The sequence below is a fragment of the Kamptonema sp. PCC 6506 genome (assembly GCF_000180455.1).
Classification (GTDB): domain Bacteria; phylum Cyanobacteriota; class Cyanobacteriia; order Cyanobacteriales; family Microcoleaceae; genus Kamptonema; species Kamptonema formosum.
In genome coordinates, this window is the sequence record NZ_CACA01000355.1 from 1 (window position 1) to 12,997 (window position 12,997).

A 12,997-nucleotide genomic window follows, 5' to 3' on the forward strand; every position below is an offset into this window, starting at 1 on the left:
ACTTACTGACGATTGACCATTAACCATATAAGCGTTAACAACAGTTTTAGTGCTTCTGTACCACAAGACCCGTAAAATGGTTAAATTGGGTACTGCCTTTCCAGCGCATAGGGCTTAAGTGCCAATTCTAGCGGCTGGTTTGCGGCTCAATTTACCGTAAATTACAACAATTACAAGAGAGCAAGGGATGGTATTGGTACGTGAAACGCATTCGCCCCAACCGGAATCCTCTTTCGACCTATCGGTTTACCTAGCTGAGCGTGCTGCGGCGGTCGAGGCGGCTCTCGATAGTGCCGTTCCCGTCACCTATCCTGAGAAGATTTACGAGGCGATGCGCTACTCGCTGTTGGCGGGGGGTAAACGGTTGCGCCCGATTCTGTGTTTGGCAACCTGCGAACTGCTTGGCGGGACTGTGGAAATGGCGATGCCGACGGCTTGTGCTTTTGAGATGAGTCACACGATGTCGCTAATCCACGACGATTTGCCAGCGATGGATAATGATGATTATCGACGCGGCAAATTGACTAACCATAAGGTCTATGGCGAGGATATAGCTATTTTGGCTGGCGATGGTCTTTTAGCTTATGCTTTTGAGTTCATTGCTGCTCAAACTCAGAATGTACCTCCTCAACAGGTGTTGCAGGTTGTAGCCCGTTTGGGCCGCGCTGTGGGAGCTGCGGAATTGGTTGGAGGACAGGTGGTTGACTTGGAGTCGGAGGGAGTTTCAGATGTTTCTGAGGAAACTCTCAATTTTATTCACACTCATAAGACTGGCGCACTCCTAGAAGCTTGTGTGGTTTGTGGGGCTATACTTGCTGGTGCTGAGCCCACTGATTTGCAGCGCTTATCTCGTTATGCTCAAAATATTGGGTTAGCTTTCCAGATTGTGGATGACATTCTGGATATTACGGCGACTCAAGAGGAGCTGGGAAAAACTGCTGGTAAGGATGTGCAGGCTGGGAAGGTGACTTATCCCAGTTTGTGGGGGATTGAGGAATCTAAACGCCGTGCTAAACAGTTGGTGGAGGCGGCTAAGGCTGAGCTGACCATTTTTGGGGAAAAAGCCGAACCGCTGTTAGCGATCGCAGATTTTATTACCAACCGCACTCATTAGGGATACCAAATTACTATGCAGGAAATTTCCAGCAATGTCCTACATAACCAAGTGCTTGTGGTGGCTCTGTTCGCTTGCCTGATGGCTCAGCTTTTAAAAGTCCCTATTGAGTTAGTCAAAAATCGCAAGTTTAATCTGCGTTACTTGGTGACGACTGGGGGAATGCCTAGCGCTCACTCGGCTTTTGTTGGCGCTTTGGCTGCTGGGGTGGGACAGACCGTAGGTTGGGACTCTCCTGAGTTTGCGATCGCGCTGATTTTCGCGATTATCGTCATGTACGATGCGGCTGGTGTCCGACAAGCTGCTGGCAAGCAAGCTCGCATCCTCAACCAGATTATTGATGAGTTTTTTACTGAAAACCAACACTTTAATGAGGATCGCCTTAAGGAATTACTCGGTCACACTCCTTTTCAAGTAATTGTAGGCTTAGGGTTGGGGGTGACAATTTCTTTACTCGCTGGGCCGGCTTATTAAATTAAAAATTAAAAGTTAAAAATTAAAAATTGGGTGACTATTTTTTAATTTTTAACTTTTAATTTATTTGATTGTAGGGCTGATGAGAGTGACGCGGCGGCTGTCTACTAACATTGCTAAAAATCCGCGATCGCTTAGTGTTTGCAGCGTAGATGTGGCTGCATTCCCATCGGTGGTATATGTTGCTAGCAAGTAAGAGCGTTGGTCGTAAGATACTAAGGCTAGTTGTCTGCCTAATGCTTGCTGCACTTGCGCCGCTAATTCGGGCTGATTGACGTAATCGACTAATACCGCATAGCCAACCCCAAGAGGTTGAGGTTTGAAGCCGGGGTTAATAGATACAGGATTGTTGGGTGGTGGTGTTTGAGGGGTGGGCACAACCCCTGGCTGTACGGCATAGGCTGGTAGCCCTATTCTTTCTTGGAAGTACCGAGCCCATTCGTTAACGGCTTGGGGATTGCTAAACCCACCAACTCGCGTCACGGTATCGCTGATATAACGGCAAATGGTGATGTTGTTGGCGTTCTGTGGCAGCGATCGCTTGGCTTGATCCTGTTGCTCCGCTGTCTGGGTAACAATTAGCAACAAATATTCTCCCGGCTGAGGGGGGGGACAGGTCGGTTGCGCTTGAGCATTATTTGGTAAAATTGTCAAGCCTGCCAAGGCGATCGCAGCCGAATTAATTAAAATTCGCGATCGCCTCAGTTTCAAAGTTGAGAAGTGGAATTTAGAAATTGTCATCCCATCCAAGAATTGAAAAGTCAACCTATTTATAGCAACTGCCAAAGCAGTTAGGGGCTAGGGGCTAGGGGCTAGGGGCTAGGGAAAGAACGGAAAGAACGGAAAGAAGGGAAAACGGGGAAGAGAGTTAATGGTTTGGGTCATGAGCGAGTCTCTTAACCGTTGTGGCAGTTGCTATACTGGTTTTTAGCAGAAATTTATCGCCCGAATGCTGAGCCCCTACATCAAATTTATAGGCAAGAAAACACGCCCTAACCCCTAACCCTCTATCTTTCCCTAGCCCCTAACCCCTAGCCCCTAGCCCCTTCTTCTATGGGTGGCCCAGATTCGAGTCGGAAAGGGCCACCCCACCTCTCCTAACTAATCGGGAAGGGGTTAGAGTCCAGGGAGATTGAGCCCACCTGTCAGTTCTTCCATCTTCTCCCGCATAGTCATCGTTGACTTATTGTAAGCATCTTGCATCGCCACTGTGACGAGTTCAGAAACCACATCTGCGCCTTCACCAAGGGCATCAGGGGAAATCTCAACGCGGCGGGGTTCTTGGTTGCCACTAACAACAACTTTTACTAAGCCGCCGCCGGCAATTCCCTCAATTTCCATTACATCCAACTCTTCTTGAAGCTTTTTAGCTCCTTCTTGAACCTGCTGAGCTTTCTTGAAAGCTTCAGTCAGTTCTTTCATTTTGCCGAGGCCGAAGCCAAATCCTTGCGATTTTGTCATAAATGCTTTGTGATTGTGTGTGGGCTACTAATCCGCCACTGCTCTATAGAACCTATTTTAGGCAGTTTTAGACAATTTTATTGACTACTTATCTTCCTCCCTTCACCACCGATCGTGCCTTAAAAAGGAAACTCTCCCAGTATTTTAACCTCTGGCTCCAACAATAGCGACCAGCGCTGTTCCACTTGCTCTTGAACATAGCGGATCAGTTGGAAGATGTCGCTTGCGGTTGCCCAGCCGCAGTTGAGAATAAAGTTAGCGTGGCGGACTGCCACTTGGGCCCCGCCAATTTGGTGTCCCTTGAGTCCTGTTTGTTCAATTAACCAGCCTGCTGTTTTCGGGCCGGGGTTGCGGAAGACACTGCCACAACTGGGTAAATGGTAGGGCTGGCTTGTCCGTCGTTGATTGAGATGTTCGGTGGTAGCTGCCATCACCATTGCCTTTTCAAATCCTGGCTGTAACTGGAAGGTGGCTTGGGTGACAAGGCGGTTGCTGCCTTGTAGTGCCGAAGTACGGTAGCGATAGCCGAGTTCTTGAGGGGTGAGAATTTCCACTTTGCCGGTGGGCGAGAGGACGGAAGCATTCACCAGAATCTCAGCGGTAGAACTCCTGTGTGCGCCGGCGTTCATTACCACAGCGCCGCCAACGGTTCCGGGGATGCCAACTGCCCACTCTAACCCTTGCCAGCCGCGCTTAGCGGCCAGCCAGGCGAGGCGGGGAATGGATTCTCCCGAACCGGCGGTGAGTTGTCCTGTTTCCGGGTTGAAATCAACGTGGCGAAGGTGGCGAGTACCGACGACTAATCCGGGTAAGCCGCGATCGCTAACTAGCAAATTCGAGCCAGCGCCCAGGAGAGTGACAGGCACTCCCTCAGAGCTAGCCCACTCGAAACTTGCTTGTAGCTCTTCGAGAGTGCTCGGAGCAATGTACCATTCAGCAGGGCCGCCAACTCGAAAAGAAGTCAGTGGGGCCAAAGAGACTTGAGACTTAATTTGGCAACCAGTTCCCGGTAGGGGAATCGGAGCATACACTCGCCGGTTGTCCTTGGTGGGGGAGTCAGAGGAGAGAGTCACGATCATAACAAATGCTTAAATGCCTCGGATTAAAGACGTTGTTGACAGTTGATTGACCCAACTTGTAAGCGATCGCTCTCAGTAGGCGGCATGAGGTGACTCATGCGGGCAGCTCACTGCGGGGATCGCCCTCTACAACAGACACTCCCAGATTTGGGGCCTCTTGGTAAAAGGCCATCACTTCTGGAATGATTTGATTGAGATTGCCAGCGCCGAGAAATAGAGCCAAATCGCCTGGCCGCAAGATTTCTGTCAAAAACTTGGCGATTGACTGGAGACTCGGTTGGTAATAAACCTGCTGGTGATGTTCCGCAATCAAATCTGCAAGTTTTTCCCCACTGATTTGCCCTGTATTTGGTTCTCCAGCACTATAAATGTCGCTGACAATTACGATGTCGGCATCGCTAAATGATTGGGCAAATTCTGTCAAGAATGTCAGAGTTCGGCTGTAACGGTGTGGTTGGAAGACAGCAACAACCCGTCTGGATTTTGAATTTTTAATTTTAGATTTGGGCTTGGGTTTGCTATTTTCAATCCGTAGGCGGGCTGAAGTTAAGGTAGCCCGAATTTCGCTGGGGTGGTGAGCGTAGTCATCCACGAATAGGATGCCGTTGTGTTCACCTCTAACTTCAAAACGGCGACGTGCCCCTTCAAAGTCGGCGATCGCTTTAGCAATTACAGCAAACTCTAACCCTAATAATCTACCCACTGCCACCGCAGCTAGAGCATTACTAAGATTGTGTTGCCCTAACAGCTTTAACTGCATCTCTCCGAGAGCAGTACCCCGCTCCCAAACGCGAGCGATGGTACAATCTGCCCTATACTCGACGCTATCTACCGTATAGTCAGCGCCCCTGTCAGCTTCTAGGCTATAGCTGACGCTAGGTTTAAGGGAGTTTTTGACTGTATCGCAGTCAATGCACCCCACTAAGATTTGACAGTTCTGGGCAAATACGTTAAAGGTTGCGATTACCTGATCGAGGGTATCGTAGTGGTCGGGATGATCGAGTTCGATATTTGTGACCACCCCGATTTTGGCTGAGAGTTTGACCAGAGAACCATCGGACTCGTCTGCTTCAGCGACTAGGTAGGGCCCGTGCCCCAAGCGTGCGTTCCCTTCCCAAGCATTGACCTCTCCTCCTACCACGATCGTCGGGTCTAAGCCCGCTTTCAGTAGCATGAAGCCGATCATGCTGCTAGTGGTAGTTTTGCCGTGAGTCCCTGCTACGGCGATGCTCTGGTAGTCCAGAATCAGGGCTGCTAAGACATCCGACCGATGAAAAATCGGACAGCCTAAATCAAGGGCGCGTCGATATTCGGAATTCGCCGGGTGAATTGCCGTCGAACAGATCACCTGGGGTAAGTCCAAATGTGATAAGGCGATCGCGCCTTTGCCGTTGCGATTGTCCCCTGACGCGGCGATCGCAGACCCTCCACCTCGACTGATGGTTTCTAAAGTCTTAGGGGCCTCAGACGACTGGCAATCCGCATCATTTCCATCTGCCTTCGCTTGGAATAATTCAAAATTGCTGGCATCTTGTCGCCAAAAAATATGAGCGCCCATTGCTTGCAAACGCTGAGTTATATGACTTGGTTTAATATCCGAGCCATATATAGGCAACTTGCGTTTAGCTAGAATGTAGGCAAGGGCTGACATTCCAATTCCACCAATTCCGATGAAATGAAATGGCCTGCCGGTGAAATCAACAGAACTCGGCATCTTCGCTCCTCACACACCACACCACGCCAATAACACGCGATATCATATCAAGAATTGTTTTCTTAGGATACAGTTCGCTAGAGATTTCCTGCAAAGCCACTCTGCGCGTCCTTTTGCTTTACGGACTTCTAGAATAGTTTGTCTTGTATACTATATGACTTGTTTGCCAGTAAATATCAGGAATCGTCAGAGGTTGCAGATCGCAGACCGGAGAGCGCAGGGTTGGGGTCAAGGGGTTTGCAATCTGGCCTACAGGCAATAGACCTGTACTCGCCTACTCCTGCATTCTCGCACGTTCGAGCGCTAGGAGCTCGGTTATTAGCAGGATGAGGGGTAAAACCCCTCACTGACTTACTAACAGTATCGTCTGGTATGGGAAAAATAGCAATCTTTGGGGGGACTTTCGACCCGGTTCACTGGGGTCATTTATTGATGGCACAGACGGCTGTGAGCCAGTTTGGTCTTGACAAAGTAATCTGGGTTCCCGATCCCAGCCCCCCACACAAATCGCACCGGGTGTCGGTGGATTGCCAAAGGCGGCGGGAAATGGTGAGCGCAGCGATCGCCGATCGCTCAGATTTTGTCCTATCACCTCAACAGGACGATCCCACTGGTAGATCCTACGCAGTTGAAACTTTTTTATACCTCCAGAGCACCGACCCCGACGCTCAGTGGTATTGGATTATTGGCTCAGATGCTTTCCAATCTCTTCCTCAATGGCACCGATGCCTGGAAATCAGCCAATTATGTTATTGGTTAGTGGCCCCACGCCCCTACCAGAGAGAAAACGAGAGCGGGGATCTGCAAACAACTCACTTTCATATCACACAGATTGTTGAGCAAATGGCCACCCTGAGAGTGCCGATCCGGTTTTCAGTGCTGGAAATGCCTGCGATCGGAATATCATCAAGTCTAATTCGCCAATATTGCCTCAAAGGTCGCGACCTCCGCTACTTAGTCCCGGAAACTGTCAGAACTTACATTACAGCCCAAAAGCTGTATCAACCTCTGCCGCAAACCTGACGACCGACCCCAAGTAATTTGTTCAGCAATTTTTGATACAGACAAAACGTTAGAAGGGATCGCCCTTTGCGATATGATCTGGGTCATGGTTAATTATTAAATTTTTCCAAAATTTAAAGCCTAAGCTAGGCGCTGCTGTCGTTAGGAGGTACAAGGTGATTAGAGTCGCGATCAACGGTTTTGGACGCATCGGACGTAATTTTATGCGCTGCTGGCTGGGGCGCGAAAACAGCCAATTGGATCTGGTTGCTATCAATGACACTTCAGATCCAAAAACCAACGCTCACCTGCTCAGATATGACACGATGCTGGGGACGTTGAAGGGTGTAGATATTACTACCGATGAAAACTCTATAACCGTCAATGGCAAGACAGTGAAATGTGTGAGCGATCGCAATCCACTAAACTTGCCTTGGGCTGATTGGGGCATTGATTTGGTAATCGAAGCGACAGGGGTCTTCGTAGACCAAGCTGGCGCGTCGAAGCACATGACGGCGGGTGCTAAGAAGGTACTAATTACCGCTCCTGGCAAAGGCCCTGAAGTTGGGACTTTCGTCATCGGAGTTAACGACCACGCCTACACTCATGATAGTTATACAGTAATCAGCAATGCTAGTTGCACAACTAACTGTCTAGCTCCCGTTGCTAAGGTGTTAAATGACAACTTTGGCATCATTAAGGGCACAATGACTACTACCCACAGTTATACTGGCGACCAACGCTTGTTAGATGCCAGTCACCGAGATTTGCGCCGAGCAAGGGCGGCGGCGATGAATATTGTGCCGACTTCTACAGGTGCGGCTCAAGCTGTGGCTCTGGTAATTCCTGAACTTAAAGGTAAGCTCAATGGCATAGCAATGCGCGTGCCTACCCCTAATGTGTCGGTAGTAGATTTTGTGGTTCAGGTGCAGAAGAAGACTTTTGCTGAGCAGGTAAATGAAGTTCTCAAAGCAGCGGCGGAAGGGCCAATGAAGGGAGTTTTAGAGTACAGTGACTTGCCTTTGGTTTCTTCTGACTATCGCGGACATGATGCTTCTTCGATTGTTGATGCTAGTCTGACTTTGGTTCTGGATGGCGATATGCTTAAAGTAATCGCTTGGTATGACAACGAGTGGGGCTATAGTCAGCGGGTTGTTGACTTGGCTGAGCTTGTTGCCCAGAAGTGGCAATCCTAGAGGTTTTGAACTTTTAACCCCGGACAAACGCAGATGAATGTAGATGGTTTTAGCCATTTTTAGTCATCTGCGTTTATTTTGTTAATTGTTAATTGGTAATGGCTAATGGCTAATGGCTAATGGCTAATGGCTAATTACCCATCTTCCCTATCTTCCCCATCTTCCCCATCTCCCCTTCTTCCCCTCTCTTCCTCTTTCCCTAGTCCCTAGTCCCTAGCCCCTAGCCCCTTCTTTAGTAATTGGTAATTAATAAGATTGCCTACATAATATATGTTAAAATTATTATTTGCATTATATTTTTCAATTTTCTTCTCCTTAATAAGTGTAACAAATCACCAGAAAAAATCCTTTGATAATTTTTTAGTTTTAGCAAAGTTACCAATAGTTATAGCAACTTTCTTGACAATTAAGACTTACATAACGCCTCCCTCTGAGCGGTTAGAATACCGCCTAGAAGGCGGCGTTACGGATGTATGTTCTAATGGTCTTGGCGACGGCTATATCAACATACAAAATCAAGTATTAGGCGAAATAAAAATTAGTAAAAATATTAAATATAGCTTATTGCAAGCTTTCCTAGAAAAATCAATCCAAAATGAAGTCCATCGCACTTTTAGACGACTAAAACCAATTTTTAATACTTGGTTAATTATTCTGCTGATGCTATCTACAAGCGGAGTCGTAGGGGTTTTGCTACTACTGGGAAAATTAGCTAAAGAAATGGAGGTTTACAGCCAAGAACTTGACGGTATTAAGTATGATGCTCTCTCTCAACTTAATTATATCGCTGCTGACGCAGAAAAGGTATTAAGTGAAATCAAAGAAAAGCTGAAAATTGCTAATAAGTAAAAGCTGGTGCTTGATCCTAACGATATATCCCCACCAACGGAAGAGTTAGGAAGAAGGAAGAAGGAAGAAGGATTTACTTAACGATTAACAATCTTATACCAAATCAGGCTTTACTACCCATTTATTGTCATTGCGAGCAAAGCGAAGCAATCGCAGAGACTAGGCGATTGCTTCGCTTTGCTCGCAATGACAGATTATTGCTAATACATAATACAGGACTTACGCACGCTCGGTCAAAAACCCGGTTTCTGCGCCACTATTTCTCGACAAAAGCGATGATTTTGGTCAGAAACCGGGTTTTTTGCCTAAGTCCTAATATAGCAACCGCCAAGATTGTTAGGAGATCGTTCTGAATTACTCAATCCCTTACTTTTCTCCTATTTTCCTTCTCTTCCCCTAGCCCATAGTTTCTAACCGGCTTGGCGGTTGCTATACTTCTGCAATAGCAAATCCAACTTATCTTTAGTTGCCTGGGGAACTTTATCTAGCGGAGTTAAAATCGCATACTTTAATGCTGAATGTGCCTCAGAATGGGGAGGATTTTTACTTAAACGTCGTACTGTTTCTTGAATAGCTTTTTGGGCATTAACCGCATTTTTATGCAAATTTGCGATTACCATTTCTACAGTTACGCTATCGTGATCTGAATGCCAACAATCATAATCGGTAACTAAGGCTAAAGTTGCATAAGCAATTTCAGCTTCTCTCGCCAACTTTGCCTCTGTTAAATTCGTCATCCCAATTACCGTTGCACCCCAACTACGATACAAATGGGACTCAGCTTTTGTGGAGAAAGCTGGCCCTTCCATGCAGATATAAGTACCGCCTCGGTGGAGAGTGACATCGGGAAGATTCAGAGATGCGATCGCATCTCCCAATATTTTCGCCAACTCGCCGCAAACCGGATCGCCGAAAGTAATGTGAGCAACAATTCCCTCACCAAAAAATGTAGAAATTCGCTCCTTTGTCCGGTCAATAAACTGATCGGGTACAACCATATCTAAGGGTTTTGCCTCTTCCTTCAAAGAACCAACGGCCGAAGCTGAGATTAAATACTCAACCCCCAAACTTTTCATGGCATAAATATTAGCTCGGAATGGCAATTCTGAAGGCAAAAGAGTATGGTTCCGGCCGTGTCTGGCTAGAAATGCTACTCGCGTTCCCTCTAGCGTTCCCAGAATTAGAGCATCTGAAGGCGATCCAAAAGGTGTATTAATTTGCACCTCCTCGACATCCTTAAGAGCGTCCATTTTGTACAGTCCGCTGCCACCAATAATCCCAATTTTTGCTTGAGCCATAATTCCTACCAGATGCCTTGGTTTTACTCAGGTATTGTACTGAAAGTGTGAACTTTAAGTAAAGTTTGGTATATTGTCAATGATAATTGTCACTTAAGCTAGGGCAAATTGTCACGATCTTTTCTGCTGCCTATCACGCTTTAGCTTCACAAAATCTTTAAAAATGAAGCTACTGAGTTCTGTTGTATACTTTTGTTCTGTCTTGGTGTTGATAAATGATGCCCACTAATGCCAGCCCCCCCAAAGTTTCAGTGGAAGACATCGTTGAGCGAATCTTTGCCTTCCGCCAAATTACGTCGATCGACCAAAAACTATTGCGATCGGCACTACTTTCGACGCAATCGCTCAGCGAGAGCGATCAGGTGCAACTAAACCGAGTGTTTGAAGGTCTACGGAATGGAATCATTTTAGTTGTGGAATAAAAATAAAGCGTGGGATTATTCTTACCCTGACAGAGCAATGAAAAATAATCAAGATCGAGGATTAAAATTTAATAGCCAAAATCCAGTATAAGTCATACCTGAATCATCAGGTTGAACTAGCAAAAAATGCAATCCGTGACTTAATTGCTGGCGCTGTTGGTAAATTTCCCCCGCCGCCTTTACATCAGGATCTTCAAAAGTAGCAACAATCCACCTGTCAACTAATCCTGCTTCCAAAATTAAGCCATCGGGACTACCGGGAATATAATTTAAAGCAACTGGTTTAGCTGCTTGTAGCCATCTCGCTAATCGCATTGATTGGCGACCTCCATCAATTATAACCCCAGGTACAGATACCGTTGAAGCTAATGCTAAATTTAGCGGTAATAGTAATTCTGGCATCTCTAAAATTGGTATAGGACGGCTTTTAAAAGCATCTTCAATATCGCCAGCGGGTAGTGCTGCAAAACGCCAGCGATCGCCCCATAAATTCTCCGGTAAAGGTACGGGCGGCGGTGACTCTAACATTAACGGATGGTAAGCTTCACCCGTATAGTTAGCCATTTTTTGATATTGTTTCGCCCGTTCTTCTAATAGTCGTTTTAGAGCAAAAGTGCGCCGAGTCGCTTCTACCTCGACATCCAAAACTTGCGCCGCTGCCTCAATTAAACCCAAAGATTGGGGTCTAAATACTTGTATCAAATCTGGTAAATTTTTCCCCTGACTTACCTGTTGTAATTGTTCGGTAAGCCAGCCAGAATTAGCTTGAGATTGAGGGCAAAAAGTGCTAAAAGTAAAATTGCGGTCTAAGTCGCAGATCGATAACTCCCATAACTTTTCTCCAGCATCATCCTTGAGAGGGCGGCGATAAAAATCAACTTGCCAAATAACCATAGTCATATTCTGCCCAAACTTCAGCCGCTAAACCTCTTGAATTTGCATCAATCGCTGCTTCAATCTTACAGGATCGCCTCGATCTACAACCTCACCTTTCTCTAACAAAAAAGCCCCATCACAATAATTCAATTCATCCAAACGGTGCGTGACCCACAAAGCAGTCAATCCTCGATTTTTGATCAAACGCTGAACTTGAGCGACTAAATCTAACTGAGAATCAGGATCGAGCAAAGCTGTAGGTTCATCTAATAGTAAAACCTCGCAATGACGAGCGATCGCACCAGCGATCGCTATGCGCTGTTTTTGTCCCCCGCTGAGAGCATAAATCGGCCGCCGCTGCAAATCCAGCAAATTTACAGCAGCTAACGCCTCCTCTACTCTCTCTCGCACCTGAGCGATCGACAGCTTTTCCTCCACCAGGCCAAAAGCCACATCCGCCCCCACCGTCGGCATTACCAACTGGTGGTCAGGGTTTTGGAAGACAAAACCCAGCCGTCCCTGAATGTCAATTTCCCCCGACTGGGGGGATAATAGTTCCGCCAGCAACCTCAAAAGCGTTGACTTGCCGCTGCCATTTGTACCCAAGAGCATCCAGAATTCGCCCTTGGGAACCTTTAGAGAGCAATTTTGCAAAACGCGATCGCCCTTGGGCCAGCTAAAGCATAAATCGCGCACGGTAATCGCCGGAGCTACCATCTCTAAATCTGTACCCGAAACGCTCATTCTGCTGCAGTCAGGGTAACAAAACCAGGCGATCTCCCAGTTGCCGATGCACCAGATTTTTGAGATACCACCACAGCCGAAATCTCACTGCTAAGCACAGCAACTTTTTTCTCAGGATTTTTCTCGCAGGTAAGTTCGAGCACCTGGGGTTGAGTAGCGCGAATTGCCTCTAGAACCTGCTGATAAACAGCATCAGCATCATCCGCTGACTTCCTTTGCACCGACAGCGAGACAGACGTAGACTTGACAATGATATCGATAGTGAACATTCGGTTTAAAAAATTTAACTGGAGATCCTAACCTTAAGTATAGGTCTTTATAGGTCTTTATAGGTCTTTCTCGCCCTACAGATGGTGCTTCAAGTTGGGGTAAAAAAATATTTGATGTCTATTACAAATTTTAAGGTCTAGGCTATCTTGGAAAAGACGCTATCCAAGGGACTTTCATGGCATCTCCTAGCAATCCCTCTCTACCAGATTCATCTATTAAACCCTCTCTGGAAGATGGTTTAGCTGCTTTGAAAGCAAAAGATTACCCCAGCGCGATCGCACATCTAGAAGCTATTGCCAAAGCAGAGGCAAATCAGCGATCGGGTTTGCGGGCACAGATGGGATTGGTGATTGCTTATAAAAAGACTGGGAAAGTCAAAGACGCGATCGCTCTCTGTTCCGCTTTAACTAAAAGTTCCAACAGTCAAGCAAAAGCTTGGGCCTCCAAAACATTAAAAGATTTAGTCAAGCGTCATCCACCAAAGATAGCAGGGGAGCA

The 12,997-nt window shown here is 46.8% G+C and carries 15 protein-coding genes; 7 read left to right on the plus strand and 8 right to left on the minus strand.

Going from position 1 to position 12,997, the window contains the following annotated elements:
• Positions 1–187 precede the first annotated feature (187 nt).
• Together crtE and OSCI_RS25305 are read left to right on the plus strand one after the other, a co-directional pair.
• A complete protein-coding gene (gene crtE, locus OSCI_RS25300; RefSeq protein ID WP_007358055.1) occupies positions 188–1,114 on the plus strand; it encodes a geranylgeranyl diphosphate synthase CrtE in 927 nt (308 codons plus the stop codon).
• Between the two features lie 15 nt (positions 1,115–1,129).
• The gene (locus OSCI_RS25305) at positions 1,130–1,588 is read left to right on the plus strand and encodes a divergent PAP2 family protein (RefSeq protein WP_007358056.1); all 459 of its coding nucleotides are present in this window, start codon (positions 1,130–1,132) and stop codon (positions 1,586–1,588) included.
• A 63-nt stretch (positions 1,589–1,651) separates the two neighbouring features.
• Here OSCI_RS25305 and OSCI_RS25310 read toward each other — a convergent pair whose 3' ends face one another.
• The 4 genes from OSCI_RS25310 to murC form a co-directional block, all read right to left on the minus strand.
• Complete coding sequence (locus OSCI_RS25310) at positions 1,652–2,329, minus strand: hypothetical protein (RefSeq protein WP_007358057.1); 678 nt, start codon at positions 2,327–2,329, stop codon at positions 1,652–1,654.
• 375 nt (positions 2,330–2,704) lie between these two features.
• Positions 2,705–3,049 (minus strand): YbaB/EbfC family nucleoid-associated protein, encoded by a 345-nt coding sequence (locus OSCI_RS25315; RefSeq protein WP_007358058.1) that lies wholly within the window; start codon positions 3,047–3,049, stop codon positions 2,705–2,707.
• 119 nt (positions 3,050–3,168) lie between these two features.
• Positions 3,169–4,128 carry a UDP-N-acetylmuramate dehydrogenase gene (murB, locus tag OSCI_RS25320; RefSeq protein WP_007358059.1) on the minus strand — a complete coding sequence of 320 codons (960 nt, stop codon included), beginning with the start codon at positions 4,126–4,128 and terminating at the stop codon, positions 3,169–3,171.
• Between the two features lie 94 nt (positions 4,129–4,222).
• Positions 4,223–5,842 (minus strand): UDP-N-acetylmuramate--L-alanine ligase, encoded by a 1,620-nt coding sequence (murC, locus tag OSCI_RS25325; RefSeq protein WP_007358060.1) that lies wholly within the window; start codon positions 5,840–5,842, stop codon positions 4,223–4,225.
• 372 nt (positions 5,843–6,214) lie between these two features.
• Here murC and nadD point away from each other — a divergent pair, with 372 nt between their 5' ends.
• The 3 genes from nadD (at position 6,215) to OSCI_RS25340 (ending at position 8,889) form a co-directional block, all read left to right on the plus strand.
• The gene (gene nadD / locus OSCI_RS25330) at positions 6,215–6,865 is read left to right on the plus strand and encodes a nicotinate-nucleotide adenylyltransferase (RefSeq protein WP_007358061.1); all 651 of its coding nucleotides are present in this window, start codon (positions 6,215–6,217) and stop codon (positions 6,863–6,865) included.
• 155 nt (positions 6,866–7,020) lie between these two features.
• Positions 7,021–8,040: a type I glyceraldehyde-3-phosphate dehydrogenase gene (locus OSCI_RS25335; protein WP_007358062.1), complete on the plus strand. Its 1,020-nt coding sequence runs from the start codon at positions 7,021–7,023 to the stop codon at positions 8,038–8,040.
• A 399-nt stretch (positions 8,041–8,439) separates the two neighbouring features.
• The gene (locus tag OSCI_RS25340) at positions 8,440–8,889 is read left to right on the plus strand and encodes a hypothetical protein (protein ID WP_007358063.1); all 450 of its coding nucleotides are present in this window, start codon (positions 8,440–8,442) and stop codon (positions 8,887–8,889) included.
• 410 nt (positions 8,890–9,299) lie between these two features.
• Here OSCI_RS25340 and OSCI_RS25345 read toward each other — a convergent pair whose 3' ends face one another.
• Entirely contained in the window at positions 9,300–10,187 is an 888-nt protein-coding gene (locus OSCI_RS25345; protein WP_007358064.1) for an S-methyl-5'-thioadenosine phosphorylase, read from the minus strand.
• A 215-nt stretch (positions 10,188–10,402) separates the two neighbouring features.
• Here OSCI_RS25345 and OSCI_RS25350 point away from each other — a divergent pair, with 215 nt between their 5' ends.
• On the plus strand, positions 10,403–10,609 hold the full coding sequence (locus OSCI_RS25350; protein ID WP_007358065.1) for a hypothetical protein: 207 nt from the start codon (positions 10,403–10,405) through the stop codon (positions 10,607–10,609).
• A 48-nt stretch (positions 10,610–10,657) separates the two neighbouring features.
• On the opposite strand, the gene OSCI_RS25355 is transcribed toward OSCI_RS25350, so the two are convergent.
• The 3 genes from OSCI_RS25355 to OSCI_RS25365 are packed head-to-tail and all read right to left on the minus strand — an operon-like array spanning position 10,658 to position 12,498.
• Entirely contained in the window at positions 10,658–11,503 is an 846-nt protein-coding gene (locus OSCI_RS25355; protein ID WP_007358066.1) for a Tab2/Atab2 family RNA-binding protein, read from the minus strand.
• A gap of 27 nt (positions 11,504–11,530) precedes the next feature.
• Complete coding sequence (locus OSCI_RS25360; RefSeq protein ID WP_007358067.1) at positions 11,531–12,229, minus strand: energy-coupling factor ABC transporter ATP-binding protein; 699 nt, start codon at positions 12,227–12,229, stop codon at positions 11,531–11,533.
• Positions 12,226–12,498 carry a hypothetical protein gene (locus OSCI_RS25365; RefSeq protein ID WP_007358068.1) on the minus strand — a complete coding sequence of 91 codons (273 nt, stop codon included), beginning with the start codon at positions 12,496–12,498 and terminating at the stop codon, positions 12,226–12,228. The genes OSCI_RS25360 and OSCI_RS25365 overlap by 4 nt, the downstream gene beginning before the upstream one ends.
• A 176-nt stretch (positions 12,499–12,674) precedes the next feature.
• Between OSCI_RS25365 and OSCI_RS25370 the strand changes: the two genes are divergently transcribed.
• A partial coding sequence (locus tag OSCI_RS25370; RefSeq protein ID WP_039963068.1) for a tetratricopeptide repeat protein occupies positions 12,675–12,997 on the plus strand: 323 nt, incomplete at its 3' end.